14 protein-coding genes are annotated in these 17,433 nt (G+C 54.7%); 8 read left to right on the plus strand and 6 right to left on the minus strand.

Going from position 1 to position 17,433, the window contains the following annotated elements; all coding sequences use genetic code 11:
• Window position 1: 1 nt before the first annotated feature.
• On the minus strand, window positions 2-835 hold the full coding sequence (gene galU, locus M5G18_RS27125; RefSeq protein WP_011335161.1) for a UTP--glucose-1-phosphate uridylyltransferase GalU: 834 nt from the start codon (window positions 833-835) through the stop codon (window positions 2-4).
• 380 nt (window positions 836-1,215) lie between these two features.
• Between galU and galE the strand changes: the two genes are divergently transcribed.
• From galE to M5G18_RS27155, 6 genes are all read left to right on the plus strand, one after another.
• Window positions 1,216-2,232 carry a UDP-glucose 4-epimerase GalE gene (galE, locus tag M5G18_RS27130; protein WP_221533886.1) on the plus strand — a complete coding sequence of 339 codons (1,017 nt, stop codon included), beginning with the start codon at window positions 1,216-1,218 and terminating at the stop codon, window positions 2,230-2,232.
• Window positions 2,233-2,458: 226 nt separating this feature from the next.
• The gene (locus M5G18_RS27135; protein WP_003226528.1) at window positions 2,459-2,695 is read left to right on the plus strand and encodes a hypothetical protein; all 237 of its coding nucleotides are present in this window, start codon (window positions 2,459-2,461) and stop codon (window positions 2,693-2,695) included.
• Window positions 2,696-2,785: 90 nt separating this feature from the next.
• Window positions 2,786-3,901 carry a polysaccharide biosynthesis/export family protein gene (locus tag M5G18_RS27140; protein WP_177323239.1) on the plus strand — a complete coding sequence of 372 codons (1,116 nt, stop codon included), beginning with the start codon at window positions 2,786-2,788 and terminating at the stop codon, window positions 3,899-3,901.
• Window positions 3,902-3,912: 11 nt separating this feature from the next.
• The gene (locus M5G18_RS27145) at window positions 3,913-4,578 is read left to right on the plus strand and encodes a YjbF family lipoprotein (protein WP_273900289.1); all 666 of its coding nucleotides are present in this window, start codon (window positions 3,913-3,915) and stop codon (window positions 4,576-4,578) included.
• A 29-nt stretch (window positions 4,579-4,607) separates the two neighbouring features.
• The gene (locus tag M5G18_RS27150) at window positions 4,608-5,339 is read left to right on the plus strand and encodes a capsule biosynthesis GfcC family protein (RefSeq protein WP_273900338.1); all 732 of its coding nucleotides are present in this window, start codon (window positions 4,608-4,610) and stop codon (window positions 5,337-5,339) included.
• Window positions 5,336-7,414, plus strand: a complete 2,079-nt coding sequence (locus tag M5G18_RS27155; protein ID WP_273900288.1) for a YjbH domain-containing protein — start codon at window positions 5,336-5,338, stop codon at window positions 7,412-7,414. Before M5G18_RS27150 ends, M5G18_RS27155 begins: the two co-directional genes overlap by 4 nt.
• A gap of 361 nt (window positions 7,415-7,775) precedes the next feature.
• On the opposite strand, the gene M5G18_RS27160 is transcribed toward M5G18_RS27155, so the two are convergent.
• From M5G18_RS27160 to M5G18_RS27170, 3 genes are all read right to left on the minus strand, one after another.
• On the minus strand, window positions 7,776-9,170 hold the full coding sequence (locus M5G18_RS27160; protein ID WP_273900287.1) for an undecaprenyl-phosphate glucose phosphotransferase: 1,395 nt from the start codon (window positions 9,168-9,170) through the stop codon (window positions 7,776-7,778).
• 382 nt (window positions 9,171-9,552) lie between these two features.
• Complete coding sequence (locus M5G18_RS27165; protein ID WP_273900286.1) at window positions 9,553-10,212, minus strand: winged helix-turn-helix domain-containing protein; 660 nt, start codon at window positions 10,210-10,212, stop codon at window positions 9,553-9,555.
• A gap of 292 nt (window positions 10,213-10,504) precedes the next feature.
• The gene (locus M5G18_RS27170; protein ID WP_273900285.1) at window positions 10,505-11,245 is read right to left on the minus strand and encodes a winged helix-turn-helix domain-containing protein; all 741 of its coding nucleotides are present in this window, start codon (window positions 11,243-11,245) and stop codon (window positions 10,505-10,507) included.
• Window positions 11,246-11,751: 506 nt separating this feature from the next.
• Between M5G18_RS27170 and M5G18_RS27175 the strand changes: the two genes are divergently transcribed.
• Complete coding sequence (locus tag M5G18_RS27175) at window positions 11,752-12,585, plus strand: undecaprenyl-diphosphate phosphatase (protein ID WP_262160508.1); 834 nt, start codon at window positions 11,752-11,754, stop codon at window positions 12,583-12,585.
• A 22-nt stretch (window positions 12,586-12,607) separates the two neighbouring features.
• Here the strand turns inward: M5G18_RS27175 and dusA are convergent, their stop codons facing one another.
• Window positions 12,608-13,594: a tRNA dihydrouridine(20/20a) synthase DusA gene (gene dusA / locus M5G18_RS27180; RefSeq protein ID WP_273900284.1), complete on the minus strand. Its 987-nt coding sequence runs from the start codon at window positions 13,592-13,594 to the stop codon at window positions 12,608-12,610.
• 341 nt (window positions 13,595-13,935) lie between these two features.
• Between dusA and M5G18_RS27185 the strand changes: the two genes are divergently transcribed.
• Window positions 13,936-15,813 carry a DNA cytosine methyltransferase gene (locus tag M5G18_RS27185; protein ID WP_273900283.1) on the plus strand — a complete coding sequence of 626 codons (1,878 nt, stop codon included), beginning with the start codon at window positions 13,936-13,938 and terminating at the stop codon, window positions 15,811-15,813.
• 63 nt (window positions 15,814-15,876) lie between these two features.
• Here M5G18_RS27185 and M5G18_RS27190 read toward each other — a convergent pair whose 3' ends face one another.
• On the minus strand, window positions 15,877-16,857 hold the full coding sequence (locus tag M5G18_RS27190; protein WP_273900282.1) for an HNH endonuclease: 981 nt from the start codon (window positions 16,855-16,857) through the stop codon (window positions 15,877-15,879).
• Window positions 16,858-17,433: the final 576 nt, after the last annotated feature.

A 17,433-nucleotide genomic window follows, 5' to 3' on the forward strand; every position in this document is an offset into this window, starting at 1 on the left:
CTCAGCGGCCCTTGAGGTAAACGTTCTCGTAGCAGAAGTTGGTCGCTTGCAGGTAACCCTCGGCGTCGCCGCAGTCGAAGCGCAAGCCCTTGAACTTGTAGGCCAGCACGCAACCGTTCTGCGCCTGTTTCATCAAGGCGTCGGTGATCTGGATTTCGCCGCCCTTGCCCGGCTCGGTGTCGGCGATCAGGTCGAAGATGTCCGGCGTGAGGATGTAGCGGCCGATGATCGCCAGGTTCGACGGTGCGTCTTGCGGGGCCGGTTTTTCCACCATGTGGTTGACCCGGTAGATGCCCTCGGAAATCGCCTCGCCGGCGATCACGCCGTACTTGTGGGTCTGGTCGCGCGGGACTTCCTGGATGGCGACGATCGAGCAGCGGAATTTCTTGTACAGCTCGATCATCTGCGTGAGCACGCCGTCGCCTTCGAGGTTCAGGCACAGGTCGTCCGCCAGCACCACGGCGAAAGGCTCGTCACCGATCAGCGGGCGGCCGCTGAGAATCGCGTGGCCCAGGCCTTTCATTTCCACCTGACGGGTGTAGGAGAAGGTGCAGGTGTCGATCAGCTCGCGAGTGCCGGCCAGGAATTTCTCTTTCTCGGTGCCGCGAATCTGGTGTTCGAGTTCGTAGCTGATGTCGAAGTGGTCTTCCAGTGCGCGCTTGCCCCGTCCGGTGACGATGGCCATGTGTTGCAGGCCGGCGTCCCGTGCTTCTTCAACGGCGTATTCGATCAACGGCTTGTTGACGATCGGCAGCATTTCCTTGGGCATGGCTTTGGTGGCCGGCAAGAAACGCGTGCCATAACCGGCAGCGGGGAACAAACATTTACGGATCATAAAAGTTTCCTGGTCATTCATGGCGCACTGCCATCGTTTATTGCAATAACGAAAGGTTGCAAGTTATTGAAGCTGTACTTTAATACCTGACTCGGGAGATGAGTGGCAAATAGCAATGAGTGTAAAACACGACAATGTTATGAGATGTCGGTTTGACAGTTATTGGTTATTTTTAGTCGGCATCCGTTGATAGTGATGAATGCGCGGGAGTGCTAATAAGTACCAGGCAATACAGTTTGGCTTGTAAAAATATTTATAGCCAGTGATTGAACTGTTTTTGTTTCTGGTTGTTGTCGCGCTGTTTGTGTGAATCAAGACACACATTAAACAAACAGCGCTTGACACGCGAGTTGGCACTTTTCCCACTTATGGACCGCGCTATGAAGATTCTGGTAACGGGTGGCGCCGGCTATATCGGCTCGCACACCACACTTGCACTACTTGAAGCAGGTTATGAAGTTGTAGTTCTGGATAATCTTTGCAACAGCAGCGACGCCGCCTTGCACGCGGTGGAAGCCATTTGCGGCAAAAGTGCGCTGATGATTCGCGGGGATGTCTGTGACCGGGCCCTGCTGGACCGGATCTTCCAGCAGCACGCCATCGATGCCGTGCTGCATTTCGCCGGGCTCAAGGCCGTGGGCGAGAGCGTGCGCAAGCCGCTCGAATACTACGAAACCAACGTCAGCGGCAGCATCACGCTGTGCCAGGCGATGGCAGCGGCGGGGGTGTTCCGGCTGGTATTCAGCTCGTCCGCCACGGTCTACGGCGAGCCGGCGCAGATGCCGATTCGCGAGGATTTCCCTACCGGCAATCCGACCAATCCCTACGGCCAGTCCAAGCTGATCGTCGAGAACGTGCTGCGCGACCTGTGCCAGTCCGAACCGCGCTGGAGCATTGCTCTGCTGCGCTACTTCAACCCGATCGGCGCGCACCACAGCGGCCAGATGGGTGAAGACCCCAACGGCATTCCGAACAATCTGGTGCCTTACATCAGCCAGGTGGCGGTCGGCAGCCTGAAGGAATTGTCGATCTTCGGCGACGATTACCCGACGGTCGACGGCACCGGCGTGCGTGACTACATCCACGTGGTCGATCTGGCGGACGGGCACTTGAAAGCCCTGCAATCGATCGCCGACCGCACCGGCATTCATACCTGGAACCTCGGCACCGGCGACGGCTACAGCGTGTTGCAGGTGCTGCGGGCCTTTGAGCAGGCCTGCGGGCAGCCAGTGCCGTTCCGGGTGATGCCACGGCGTTCCGGGGATATTGCCGAGAGCTGGGCCGATGCCTCCAAGGCGGCGAAGGAACTCGGCTGGAAAGCCACGCGCAACTTGCAGGACATGGTCACCGACACCTGGCGCTGGCAATCGAATCATCCACGGGGTTATCAGGGATGATGGCGTTTTAGTGCAATGTTAGTTTCAGTCAGGTTGTTAGATATCGTCGGGAAATTAGACTGGCAATGCCTTTTGCAAGTCCGTAGATATAAACCTGCCGTTCGACTTTTATCAGTTGGGTAAGACTGTGAAAGAACAACGGATCTTGTTCGCGCTTTTTGCGACTTGAACTCTACCACCTCTAACGAACACCCGATGTTAGGTGCGATGTTAGAAAGGAGTTGATATGAAGAAAGTGATGGCGATCGCCCTGTTGACGATGTTGAGCAACTGGGCCTCCGCAGCTGAAGCGCCGCTTACAGCAGTGACCAATGTATCTGGCAGTGTCGCGGCTTCTACAGCGCCTGCTGCCAGTACTGCCATGGTCGCCAGTGCTGTAGCGGCGTCCAACAGTGGTGGAAGTGCCAACGGCGGTACAACGGGTACCACCGGTACCACGGGTACAACCGGCACGCACAACTAACTGAAGTATCTGTTGGTGCAGTACAAGGTCGCCCGACGAAAGTCGGGTGACTTTGTTTTTGGATTCGCCCTTGAATAGCGTAGTGCCATTATGACCCGTCGTTTTTCGCTTTTATTGTTGGCAAGTTTCGCTTTGCAAGGTTGCATGTTCTCCCCCGGCCAGTACCTGAGCACCAGTAGCATCACGCGCCAGGGCGCCAGCGAAAGCAGCCGGGTCGAACTCATTCAGATCACCCCCAAGCTCATCGCCATGAACCGGGCCACGTACAAGCGTGAGTCGGTGCCGGCGGAGTTGTTGGCGACCCCGGCCGAATACCGCATCGGCAGCAACGATGTGCTGTACATCACGGTCTGGGATCACCCCGAGCTGACCGCCCCCTCGGGTGCGCAGCAGCAGATCGATGCCAACGGCCGTCTGGTGCGCTCCGACGGCACGTTGTATTACCCGTACATCAAGGAAGTCCAGGCCGCCGGCAAAACCATCCAGCAGCTGCGTTCGGACATCGAGCAACGCCTCTCGGCGTTCATTGCCGAGCCGCAAGTGGATGTCGCGGTGCTGCGCTTCGCCAGCCAGAAAGTCGTGGTCTCGGGCGCCGTGGCCAAGGCCGGCCCCCAGGCCATTTCGACCAACCCGCTGAGCGTGGTCGAAGCCCTCGGGTCGGCCGGTGTCGATACCAACAATGCCGATTTGTCGGGGCTGATGCTGACGCGCAACGGGCGGGTCTATCCGCTCAATCTCGACGCCCTCAATCAGCAGGATTCCGAATTGCAGAACGTCTACCTCAAGGGTGGCGATCAGCTGTATCTCCCGTACAACGACAACAAGCGCATCTACGTGATGGGCGAGGTCAACCAGCCCCGTGCGCTGAGCTTCAAGACCGCCACCATGAACCTGTCCGACGTGCTCGGTTCGGTCGGTGGCTTGAGCCAGACCACCTCCAACGGCAACGCCGTGTACGTGATTCGCGGGGTGGAAAACCTCGATGTCGAGCCGGCGAAAATCTATCAGCTGGAAGCCGAGTCGCCGACCGCCATGGCGCTCGCCTCGCACTTTGAAGTGCGGCCCCAGGACGTGGTCTATGTCGGGCCTGCCAACGTGACTCGCTGGAATCGCCTGATCAGCCAGTTGGTGCCGTCGGCATCGATTGTCGGGACGGGGGCTTCCGCTGCGAAGAACTGGAGCGAATACAGTAACAACAGCAAATAAGGCCGCCGACTGTGAAAACGTTGAAAGTGGGCGTGTGCCTGATGGCGGCCGTTTTGTTGAGTGGCTGCAATCCGCTGATGAGCGCTTCGTTGAACAACCTCAAGGCGTCGGTCATCGGGCCGGATGAGCTCGATGTGTCGGCGGAGCAGGTGGCCGGGGTCAAGTATCCCCAGCTCAAACTGACCACGCCGTCCGGCTCCGGGGTGCTGGCGCTGGTGCGCGAGCGTGAGGATCTGCAGTTCTGGGTCGCCTCCGGCAAGCAGGTGCTGCTGATGCGCGACGGCTTGGCCATGCGCAGCATCGGCCTGGGCGCGGAGGGTGATCTTGACGGCACGCGCCTGTCTGATGACTCGCCGTTCAAACAGGGTCTGCACCGAATCACCGACGGCTACACCAGCCGCCGCTGGATCGACCTCTACAAGGGCCAGGAAGTCGGGATCATCCTCAACAGCCGCTTCTCCCGCCGCGCCCTCGAAACCCTCGAGATTCTCGACAAGGAATACACCGTGCTGCGTGTCGATGAGCAGATTGACGCGCCGGCCATCGGCCTGCGCGCGACCAATCGTTACTGGGTCGATCCGGTGGACGGTTTCATTGTGCAGAGTGAACAGCAACTGACCTCGCAGTTGCGGGTCAGGATCGTGCAGCTGACCCCTGACCGCAGGCATATCCCGTGAAGCGGCTCAGAGCGCTCTCGGCGTGCTTGATGTTACTCACCGGGATCAGCGAGGCAGCGGTCATCGTCAGCGGTGATGTCGCCAACCCGGGCCCGATCGAATTGCCGGCGGGCGGGCGTTTGCGCGATGTGATCGGTGAGGCCGTACCGAATGCCGAAGGCTATTGGCTGGCAGGCGTCCTGTTGCGTCAGTCGCTGCTGGAAGAACAGACGCGGCTGAAGGTCGGCGTGCTGTTCGATCTGGATGTGCTGCAACGCATGGCCATGCTGTTCGACAAGCCGAGCCGAGCGGCGCTGGCACAGCGCCTGGCCGAGCAGGTCCGACAGATGCCGGTGACCGGGCGGCAGATTGCCGATCTCGATCCGGTGGCGGTGGAGGTCGGTTTCGCCCACAACATTCGTCTCGACGATGGCGATCAACTGATCTACCCGAAACGGGTCGACGAAGTCGAAGTGCTGGGCGCGGTCGCCGAGCCGTGCCGCCTGCCTTACCAGCCGTTGCAGGAGGCTCGCGAATACCTGCAGGGCTGCACGTTGCTGGAGGCCGACGCCGATGCCGACTATCTGTGGCTGATCCAGCCCAACGGCGAATCGCGGCGGGTCGGCATCGCCCACTGGAACCGCGAGAGCGGGCAGATGCCCGTGGCCGGCAGCAAGATTCTGGTGCCGGTGAAAAACGATGATCTGGATCCGCCTGTCCCTGAACTGAATCAGCAGTTGGCCGAATTGATTGCCACGCAGTTGGCTGAGGTGGTTCGTTGAATTTGCGTTTTGCAGCTGTGTTGTTATTGCCGTGTGGCCTGGTGCATGCCGAGCCACGCATTACCCAGAATGACTTCGGCGGCGTCGGTCTGTTGCAGACCCCGACCGCACGCATGTCGCCCGCCGGTGAGTTGAGCGTCAACGCCAACCGCACCGAACCGTACAGCCGATACAGCGTTTCGCTGCAGCCGCTCGACTGGCTGGAAGGTTCGTTTCGCTACACCGCCATCACCAACCGTCCGTACGGTTCCGAAGCGCTGAGTGGCAGCCAGAGCTATAAGGACAAGGCGGTCGACGCCAAGGTCCGGCTGTGGCAGGAAAGCCACTGGGCGCCGGAAGTGGCGCTGGGCTTTCGAGACATCGGTGGTACCGGTTTGTTTGCCAGTGAATTCTTCGTGGCCAACAAGCGCTATGACAATTTCGACTTCAGCGCCGGCATCGCCTGGGGTTACATCGGTAATCGCGGCGACTTCGACAACCCGTTGGGCTGGGCCAGTGATCGCTTCAAGACCCGCCCGGACCTGGAAGGCACCGGTGACGTCAACGCCGGGTCGTACTTTCGCGGCAAGCCTGCGTTTTTCGGCGGCGTGAGTTACCAGACACCCTGGGATCGCCTCAGCCTGAAACTCGAATACGAAGGCAACGACTACAAGCACGAGCCGAAGGACAACATCATCAAGCAAGACTCGCCGATCAACCTCGGCGCGGTGTTCAAGGTGACCGATTCCCTCGACCTGAGTGCCGCGTGGGAGCGGGGCAACACGGCGATGTTCGGCGTGACGTTCCACACCAACTTCGTCAGCCGCAAGGCCCCGGCCAAGACCTTCGATCCACCGGCCGAACCGTTGCCGGCGAAGGCTCCGTCCACGACGATGGAGGAGGTCAACTGGGCCGACGTGTCGCGCCGCTTGCAGCAGAACGCTGGTTACAAGGTCGAGCGCATCACCCAGCGCGATTCCGAACTGATCGTGTACGGCGAGCAGCAGCGCTATTTCCATTCGCCCAAGGCTGTCGGCCGCGCGAGCCGTATTCTCGACAACAGCGTCAACGACGACATCGACTGGTTCACCGTGGTCAACAAGCGCTACGATCTGCCGTTGGAAGAAACCAGCGTGCCCCGGCAGACCTTCCGCGAAGTGCTCAACAATGAGGAGCCGCTGGAGTCGCTGCACCGCACCACCGAGATCAACCCGGCGATGCCGCGCAACGAGAAAACCCTCTACACCGAAGCGCCGCAGCACTTCAATTACGGCGTCGGCTTGGGCTTCAAACAGAACGTCGGCGGCCCCGATGGTTTGCTCTATCAGTTCACTGCCGATCTGGACGCCGAGTACCGCTTCAACCGCAACACCTGGTGGAACGGTTTGCTCAGTCAGAACCTGATCAACAACTTCGACAAGTTCACCTACGACGCGCCCAGCGGCCTGCCGCGTGTGCGCACCGACTTGCGTCAGTACCTGACCACGTCGGACACCACCATGCCGCTGTTCCAGGTCAGCCACGCCGAGCAACTGGACAAGGATTTGTACGGCATGGTCTACGGCGGTTATCTGGAATCGATGTTCGCCGGGGTCGGGGGCGAGGTGCTGTTTCGTCCGACCGGCAAGCGCTGGTCGATCGGTGCGGACCTGAACTACGTGCGTCAGCGTGAATTCGACCAGGGTTTCGGCCTGCAGGATTACTCGGTCTGGACCGGCCACATCACCGGCTACACCGACCTGCCATTCGACACGCTTGCCGCGGTCAGCGTCGGGCGTTACCTGGCGGGCGACTTTGGCGGCACGGTGGATATCTCTCGCGAGTTCTTCAACGGCGTGCGCTTTGGCGCCTGGGCGACGATCACCACCGCCGGCAGCGCCGAGTATGGCGAGGGTAGTTTCGACAAGGGGCTGTACCTGTCGATTCCGTTCGACGAAATGATGAGCATGTCGACCATGCGCCGCGCCAACCTGGTGTGGGCACCGCTGACCCGTGACGGTGGCGCGAGGCTCAATCGCAGCTTCCAGCTGCATTCGATGACGGACAGTCGGGAAGGGGACATGTTTTACCGGAACTTCGGGAAGATTACCGAGTAGGTTCGGGAGAGGGGGGAGTTAAAACGGGAGCCTGATGGCTCCCGTTTTTGTTTGTGGTGAAGGGGGGCTTGATCTAGCCATCATTGCTGGGGAGTTGGTGTGTTCTAGGTTCAAACCTGATGGTGAATGATCCGGCGCTTTCGCGGGCAAGCCCGCTCCCACAGGTTATCGAGTGAGGTCGCAATCTTCAGCATTCCCCTAATCCCTGTGGGAGCGGGCTTGCCCGCGAAGGCGTCCGCTCAGCCGACATCAAAACATCAGACTCTCTTTGGCCGCAGAGCCCTCCGCCAACCCCCAAATCCCGCCCACAAAAAAGGGGACTTTCGTCCCCTTGCGGTGTTGCCTTCTCAAGTCCTGCGTCTCAGTAAATATCCTTCGACAGCAGGGTGAACGGCGTCTTCACCAGGATCTTCACATCCAGCCACAGCGACCAGTTGTTGATGTACTTCAGATCGATCTCAACACGCTTTTCCATCTTGTCGAGAGTGTCCGTCTCACCCCGGCAACCGCTGATCTGCGCCAGGCCAGTGATGCCCGGTTTGATTCGGTGACGGGCCATGTAAGCGAGGATCTTGCCCGAGTAGTAGTTGTTGTGCGCCACGGCGTGCGGACGTGGGCCGACCAGTGCCATGTGGCCTTGCAGCACGTTGAACAGTTGCGGCAGCTCGTCCAGCGAAGTGCGACGGATAAAGCGACCGACCGGAGTGATGCGCGAATCGTTGCGGCTGGCCTGTTTGACGTCACGGTCATCGTGCACGCGCATCGAGCGGAATTTCCAGACCTTGATCACCTTGCCGTTCCAGCCGTGGCGATCCTGCTTGAAAAACACCGGGCCCGGCGAAGTGAGCTTCACCGCCAGAGCCACGGCCAGCAGCACCGGGCTCAACAGAATGATGGCCAGCAGGGCGACGGCTTTTTCCACCAGGCTTTTGCTCAGCGCAGCGGTCGGGCGGCTGGTCAGCGGGCTTTCGTTGAGGTAGATCGCCGGCAGACCGTCCACGACTTTCACCGAGTGGTTGAGCAGCGTCAGGCTGTTCAGGTCCGGCACCCAGACCACGTCAACGTTGGCATCCAGCAGATCGACGTACATGGCTTCGATGTTGGCGGCTTCCGACAGCGGCAAGGTGATGTACAAGCGGCGGATGTCGTGGGTCTGGATCAGCTCGAGCAATTCGTCCTGAGCGCCGACGACGCGCGGGGCGTCCGCTTCCAGAGAAGGCTTGTCGCCGTTGCTGACCAGGCCGACCAGCGGCAGGTTTTCGTGCTGGCTCAACTTCTTCGCCAGACCCAGAGCCAGTTCGCCGGTGCCGACGATCAGGGTCTTGTGTTCGCTTTTGCGCGAACGCTGGTAGAACTTCGAGAACGCATGCAGTGGTGCGTACAGCAGCGCCTGACCGAGGAAACCGTACACCGCCCACTCAAGAATCACCTGGCGGGAAAACAGCGCATCGGCCTTGCAGATGAAGGCGATGAACGCCAGCCCGGCCATGGTCATGAACCAGCCCACGAACAGTCGACCCAATCCGGTCAGGTAATTGTCTCGCTTTCGGTACGCGCCGCTGAAGGTATAAGCCGGCACCGAGGCCAGTACCGCCAGGATCGTGCACATCCGATAGTAGAACTCGACGGTGCCCGTGTGCTGTTCGGCCAATATGAACAACAGTGAAACAATGAAACTCTGTGCAAGCGCCCATTGGCCCCAAAAGGTCAGTCCCTTGAGGCCGGTGTTTCGATTGATACGAAGAGAAAGATCCATACGATATCCCCAAAAGATGTCCATTCAGGTTTCGACAGTAGAAAACCGAGTTGTTAAGCAGACTTGTTATTGTTGTTTGAGCCAGTGTCCTGAGGTAACAACGCCGGTATGCGGAACTGTCGTCAGTCAATAGACTAAGTTATTGCCGGGGATGCTGTCTGACGAGTTCTAACAAGATGGCACAGTGCCAACTTATTTAAATTTCAAATATTCAAACGTTAGAAAAGGTCGAAAGGCAGGGGGTGAATAATCAATCTTGTGTTTGCTATCGTAGGTGGGGTCAGGAGGCGGGTATAACCAGGGAGGGGTGAAACCAAACAGAGTGCTTTTTTATTTTTGTAATCGCACTTGTATCTGTTTGTCTTGTAGTGGGGGATGTTGTTTAGGCAACAACTTCCTGGATCAGGCAATAACCGCGATTGCGCACGGCACGAAACAATCGTTCACCGTTGCTGGCGTTCTTGAATTTGTCTTGAAGACGGCTCAGGCACATTTCCAGTCCCCGGTATTGCTCCGGCTCGCGGCCGATGCTGAGGATCAGATCGTCCCGACTGACAACACGTTCTTCATGGTGGAGCATTTTACGGACCAGTGCGGTTTCGAGCCCGGTGAGACTGATTTCGACACCCTCTTTCGTCAATGCACCCTGATCATTGTCCAGGTGCCAGGCTTCTGTGCAGGGCGCGTCGGACTCGATCGTTCCGGAAGTGTCAGTGGGGTCTTCGGACATGGCCGTGGAACTGTGGAACGAATGCGCCGATTGTGCGGCCAGCCATTCCGATTCGAGAGTGGCCAATATGCGCTGGGTATCATGTTCGATGCTACGTGCGACATGCTTCCTTGTGCCGCGTGGGTAAGTGAACTCCATCAGCATCGGAGTGGAAGAGGGCGAAGCAACACCTTCAATAAACATTTGTGCCTGGGACGTGCCAAACGAATTGAAACGCTCGCTGGAGAGGATGTTCTCAAGTTCACGTTGCGACGCCGAGCTATTAGTCACGACAACAAAGTATTTTCTTGGGAGGGTTGTGCTGGTTTCCATGTCTCTCTCCTAAAGTACACACCAAATTTGGCGAAAAAATAATGGGCAGGCGAGCAATGTTTTCCTCGGAAATAATCGACGGGCAGGGTCTGGGCCCAATGATGGCCCTCGATAAGTTCCACTCGGTCTGCTTTTAGAGTAATGGTTTATTGTTATGTTTAAGTGTTGCAGCGCTCATGCAATTGACAGCTTTTTATTAGATATGTGACGCAGTTAAAACAGTGAGACATCGGATATTTAGTGCGTTGCATCAGACGTTCCCTCGTAAGCTGCAAAAGAGTGATTCCCTGAATCAGGCGGTCGAGATCAACCCCCTCATCAGACGATAGCCATACCCGCGAATGCTCTGTATGGCGTTCGTACCGTACACGTCCTTGATTTTCCCACGCAAGCGGCTGATGGATTTTTCCAGCGCCCGAGGATCGTAGAAATGGGTGTTGAGCCCCATGATGCTGGCGATTTCATCATGGCTGAGAATGTGATTGCCGGTCTGCGCAAAGGCTTGCAGGATCTTCATTTCGGCAAAGGAGATATCGAGTTTCTTGCTGGTGTCCGAGAGACAGATGCGGGTGGGGTCCAGCACCAGGCTGATATCACGCTGCCATTCTTCACTGTTGAAGAACTCGCCCAGCAGCTCACCGCTTTCATCGGACAAGGTATTGAGTTTGATACAGAAGTCGGCACCGGCCAGGAAGTACTTGATCTTGTTGAAGGCGCCGCGCCCGGTGATTACCGCACAAATGATCGGCTTCAAGTTGTCACTGCGCAGGCTTTCCACCCGTGCCAGGTTGTCTTCGAGTGCCTGAGGGCTGTCGATGACAATGAATATGGCACGATACAAGTCGTGATATTCATTTTGCTGATATGAACTAGCGTAAGAGTCGGCCTCAATGGCCAGATCAGTCTGCACATGCTTCGCGATTAGCGCGCTAAAGTGTTCAGCCACGCCACGGGTACGACCCAGAGTGAGAACACCTGGTTCGTCGCTTGTGCGGCGCGGGCTTCTAGTCGCTAAGTTACCTGTGAGCATCATGCATTGACTCGAAAAGGTGCTGACATCGGGATGTTAAAGCACCGGTTCTCATCTGTGACTGACAATTGGTAACATTTGCGCGGATTTTAGACGTGGCTCCCGAGTTTTCTAACAATAATTAAGCTTTTCAAGCTTTTAGTTGCTTTTCTCGGGGCTCTGAACTAACGAAAGAGGGCTCGTTAGATGGTGGCAATGTGCAATGGTGCCACTATTTTGTAATTGTGGCGACCTGTTTTTATGTCCCTTGGCCACTACCCATTTGGACGCCAGTACAGGGAGTGTGAGGTGGATCACATTTTAAGGGGCGATGTGATTTTTAGCTATAACACCAACAAGTTCACACACGGACGTTTATTAACATGCCTTGAGCGTGGCTTTTGATAAGACATATTCTCCGTCCCCGAGTCGGGCAATGGGTGTGCATCTGCCAATTGTTTTACTTCAGATACTCAATGCCTGAATGCACTTAACGGCGCGCCCTCAAAGAGCGTGCCGACGGAGGATTAATGGATTTACTGACCTTGTTCAAGGTGCTGATTCTTGGGGCGGTAGAAGGCCTGACCGAGTTCCTGCCCATTTCCAGTACGGGCCACCAGATTATTGTTGCCGACTTGCTGGAGTTCGGCGGCGAACGCGCCATGGCGTTCAACATCATTATTCAACTGGGCGCCATTCTGGCCGTGGTCTGGGAGTTTCGCCCGAAGATCTTCGAGATCGTCAAAGGCCTGCCGACCCAGAATAATGCCCAGCGTTTTACCCGCAATCTGCTGATCGCCTTTTTCCCGGCGGTCATTCTCGGCGTGTTATTCGCCGACACGATTCATGAATACCTGTTCAACCCGATCACCGTTGCCGTTGCATTGGTGGTGGGCGGCATCGTGATGTTGTGGGCCGAGCAGCGGGATCATGTAGTGAGTGTCGACCATGTGGACGACATGAAGTGGGCTGACGCGCTGAAGATCGGTTGCGTGCAATGTCTGGCGATGATTCCGGGCACTTCGCGCTCCGGTTCCACCATCATTGGCGGTCTGCTGTTCGGCCTGTCACGCAAGGCCGCCACGGAGTTCTCGTTCTTCCTGGCGATGCCGACCATGGTCGGCGCTGCGGTGTATTCCGGCTACAAGTACCGCGAACTGTTCCAGAGCAGCGACCTGCCAGTCTTCGCCCTGGGCTTCGTCGTAGCGTTCATTTTCGCAATGATCGCCGTGCGCGGCCTGCTGAAGTTCATTGCGAACCACAGCTACGCCACCTTCGCCTGGTACCGCATCGCCTTCGGCTTGCTGATCCTCGCCACCTGGCAGTTTGGCTGGGTGAACTGGACGGCGGCCGCAGCCGCCTGACCTCAACCGCGCAGGTCGGGCCTCAACGCCCGGCCAGCAACTCCGCCGCCTGATCCAGCAACGCCAGCGGATCCTTGGCCTTGTGGATATCCACCGACAACAACTGACGAAACTTGCGCGCCCCCGGGAACCCGGTGCCCAGGCCCAGCACATGCCGGGTGATGTGATGCATCGCGCCGCCGGCCAGCAAATGCTCGGCTATATAAGGCCGCAACTGCGCCAGCGCCTCGGCCCGGCTGATCACCGGCGCGCTGCTGCCGAACAACTGCTGATCCACCTCGGCCAGCAGATAAGGATTGTGATACGCCTCGCGCCCCAGCATCACCCCGTCAAAAGTCTGCAAATGCTCGTGGCAGGCCTCCATCGTCTTGATCCCGCCGTTCAGAATGAACTCCAGTTCCGGAAAGTCCGCCTTCAACCGCGCCGCCACGTCATAACGCAACGGCGGAATGTCCCGGTTCTCCTTCGGCGACAACCCCTCCAGAATCGCAATCCGCGCATGCACCGTAAAACTCGTGCACCCGGAATCCCGCACCGTGCCGACGAAATCGCACAGCTCCTCATAACTGTCCCGCCCATTGATCCCGATCCGATGCTTCACCGTCACCGGAATCGACACCGCATCACGCATCGCCTTCACACAATCCGCCACCAACTGCGGATGCCCCATCAGGCACGCCCCGATCATATTGTTCTGCACCCGATCACTCGGGCAGCCAACGTTCAGATTCACCTCGTCGTAACCGTGCTCCTGCGCCATGCGCGCACAGGCGGCGAGGTCCAACGGAACACTACCGCCCAACTGCAACGCCAGCGGGTGCTCGGCTTCATTGTGACGAAGGAAACGCTCGTGATCGCCGTTGAGCAGCGCGCCGGTGGTGACCATCTCGGTGTAGAGCAGGGCGTTTTTCGACAGGATGCGTAGGAAGTACCGGCAGTGGCGGTCAGTCCAATCCATCATCGGCGCGACGGAGAAACGGCGGGAGAGTGGGGGTGTCTTTAAATACATTGGATGGCAAAATTGAAAAGGAAAAGGGAGTTTATCAGGTCGATGTCTGCGGACCATAGGCCAAATACATTGGGAAACCATTCTGCACATAAATAATGATGTCTATTACCACTGGTCGGTGTAGCAATGATTTTGAGTTGACTGGGGATGTCTGTACTGTATATTTGTACAGTCTGTAATCATTTGATATTCCTTGAATCAAAAATGCGCGTTAACGGTGCTATATAATTTTTAATTGTCTAATATATCTTGATTTTGTTCGCTCGCTTTAGATGTGAAAATAGTATAAAATGACAGTTATTGTAGGTTTAGTTTGGTGTTGTTTTTAATTGGGGCTGATGATGCGTAATATAAAGACATTAAGTTTGTTTTCTGGTGCAGGAGGGCTTGATGTTGGCTTTCATATGGCAGGGTTTAAAATTGTTGCCTGTGTAGAGTTAGAGGCTAAATATTGTCGCTCGCTTGAATCTAATAAACAGCGCGGTATTCTTTTTGATAAGGATACAGTAGTTCATAATCTAGATATACGTAAGTTTGATCCTGGTCTTTACAAGGACTACGGCATTGAATGCATTATCGGCGGTCCTCCATGTCAGACATTTTCTGCTGCTGGTCGCCGTTCTGGTGGAGTTATTGGAACTCAAGACCTAAGGGGCCAGTTGTATGAAGAGTACTGTCATATTCTGGATGTAATAAAACCTCGGGTTTTTGTTTTTGAAAACGTTTATGGGTTGCCGGGAGCCAACAACGGAGAGCCTTGGCGACAAATAGTAAAGGCGTTTTCTGAGCATGGATATGATCTTCATGCTGAAGTAATAGATGCGGCAGATTACGGTGTTCCTCAACATCGAGAACGGTTGGTGATGGTTGGTGTGAAAGCAGGAGATTTTAAGTTTCCTATGCCTACCCATGGGCCGGATTCTGTGAGTGGAAAACCATTGGTTTCTGTAGAAAAGGCAATATTTGATCTTCAGATTCCTGGTGAGAAACCAAGTGCAGGGCTGGGTGGTTTATATGGGCATTTATTGCCGGATGTTCCAGAAGGGCTGAACTATGCTTACTTCACTGCTGAAATGGGGCATCCAGAACCCGTTTTTGCATGGCGCTCTAAATTTCATGATCTTTTGTATAAAGTTAACAGGCATGAGCCTTGTCGTACTCTTAAAGCAAGTCCGGGAAAGTTCACAGGACCCTTCCATTGGAATAGCCGGCACTTTACGGTTGACGAATTAAAACGCCTTCAATCGTTTCCTGATGAGTATATCATTGAGGGGTCTTACGGGCAGTGCGTTGAGCAAATTGGAAACTCTGTACCTCCACGGCTCGCTTATTGCATTGCAATGAGTGTTAAAGAACAGATTTTTTCTTTTGAAAGCAGTGGGGAATTTCAATCGCGTCCACTTCTTTTTAAATCGAGCTTTCGACAGCGTCAGAGAGAAAGGAGCTTATCTTTCAAGGTTGTAGCTGCTGAAGCAATAAAGAGTAAGTATGGATCCTTAACTAATTATTTGGACCCCGTTGCGGTAGCTCCTAAAACTACTAAGTCTTATATAGTTAGGGGCAATAGGTATAAGCGGGAGGTTCTGGCTAAGAAGCCTGGTAAAGATATTTTGCAGTATTCTCAGCTGGTTTTGACCGAGGGGGGGAGCCATATACGTCTCGATATGGACGAATGTTCGAATGTTGGGAGGTCATTGATTCATATTGAGATTAGATTGTCTGGGTTGAAGAAGTATCTGCCTAGTTTCGAAAGCTTGTCGCTTTCTGCTAATGTGCGGCGTGTAGACGATATTTTTAGTTGTTGGAAAGAGATTGAAGTAGGGCTGGTTGAACGGTCGAAGTTTTTTACCTTGATTGATATATATGGTCATTATGCTAATCGAGGTGATGTAGTTGATGTTGAGACTGTAGTAACTAGGGATAGCGACTCGCCCTTGTTGCGTGCTGTCGAGTTTTTTGGGCAGACACGTAATTGTGGCGATTTCTTAACAGAGGAATCGCTAATGTCTAGTTTGCATGTGACTAGGAAGGAGCTTGAGTCTTTAATAGAGGCTATGAGGGAGCTAAGGTATGATATTAGAACCTCTCAAAGTCATCCTATTATTGGAAAAGGTCGAGTGCTTTGTACATATCCTTTCCCATTGCTGTCTCCCAAAGCAATGGTGGAAAGTAAGGTGAAGTTTACAGCGATAGAAGAAGCTGTTGCTGTAGAAGTTTAATCTGTGTTTTTTGATAATTAGCCGGTATTAAGCATGGTCGCCGTCGGCGGCCATGCTTGCTTTTTACATCCAGTTATATAGTTCGGAAAAATATGAGTATCGCTCTAAAAACATTTGTGCATTAGGCTGGTGTCGTGCCTGGTCTGGTACTCTTAAATGAGTCCACGTCGAGTTTACAAAATTAGCGGTCCCATGGTTGTATCGTGCATCCTCTCGAAGTGATGGATGTAGAATAATTTCATTAGTATGTGGGATGACTCCAATCAAGTGAAGATCAAATGCCTTGTGATGGTTGTAGCACAGGCTTAATCCATTCCAAATTTCATCAGTTGACCCAGGTGCTTCAACTGGATAAATATGAGCGCCTTGGATAAGCCCCGATCCCAAGCCACACATAGCGCACTGGTCTCCGTAAGCTCTTCGAATACGCTTTCCCGCTCCAGCCTTTCGTGTGAGGACATTAATCGCTTTTGTGGCTCTTAGGCCTGCCCATGCTTGATAGTTAATATCGGTCTGTGGATCCATTACGCCAGATGCTATAGCCATCTCAGCAATTTCACTTGGAGGGATGTCTTCGTTTTGAATGATTTGCTCAATGAAAGCAGGTAATAGCATGGGGACAAAAGCGCATACTTTTTCTCCAGTGGATGAAGTATAAGTAGCCCAGCCGTTTCTTCGAGCCTCGCTGATGATTCTTTGATGAAAAAGCACCGAGAATCTAGTTGCCCGTCCTACACGGCTCCTACCATCGGTGGCTACATATATTTGATTAATTTGAGTGTCGTCAATTCCAAGAAGTATAGGTAATGCTGTACCAAGTTCATCTGAAACTACTCTGTTTTCACCAGCAGGATTTTGAAAGCGCAATTCATAAGGCGCCCGGCTGTGTGGTGATATGCTTGATACATGTAGTGCAATAGGTAGCTGTTGGTTCGAAAGCTGGACGTAAAACGTACCAGGCCAACCGTCTCTTGAGTTGGCACCGCTTGCTAAAGGACCTAAGGTATTTATTACATTTATAAATTTCTGCGATCGTGTTGTCATTCTCTTCGCTCATTGGATCCAATTTGCGTATCAAATTTTGAGCGAATTTTTAGGAAATGGCAAGGTGCCACTTATTTTTGTTCGCATAGTTCTTGTCTACCAAGACTAAAGTCTTAGATGACTCTAAGCCGTAAGGTACTGCAGAGGTGAGTTGCAATTTTTTATCTTGAGCCCTCACGGAGCAGGTAATTTATCGGCACCCGAAGCAACAAAAGCTTTCCCATGAGCGGCTAATCGCTCTGAGAAGCTCGGTGCGGTGGGGGTAGTGTGCTTGAGCTTACATATATCGTATTGGATGTCCACATCTATATCTCTCAGAGAAGCCTAAACAATGAAATTGCAATTGTTTAAGTGATTCCTTATGTCAGCGCATGAACCCTACACCAACTTGCGTCACCCCCTAAACCTAAGACAGAATCCGCCGGCTTGTGCGTCTAACAGGTGGGTTTTATCGTCTCTACGTCGCTGAAAACCAGTGACCGGGTTTGGTAGCCTGCTTCGTGTCTAGATTCATGGCTTCACCGTGAGCAGTCCTTTCTCAGGGCTCGGATTTCATGGTGGTCATGCGTGGGGCTC

The organism is Pseudomonas aphyarum (assembly GCF_028657055.1).
Lineage (GTDB): Bacteria > Pseudomonadota > Gammaproteobacteria > Pseudomonadales > Pseudomonadaceae > Aquipseudomonas > Aquipseudomonas aphyarum.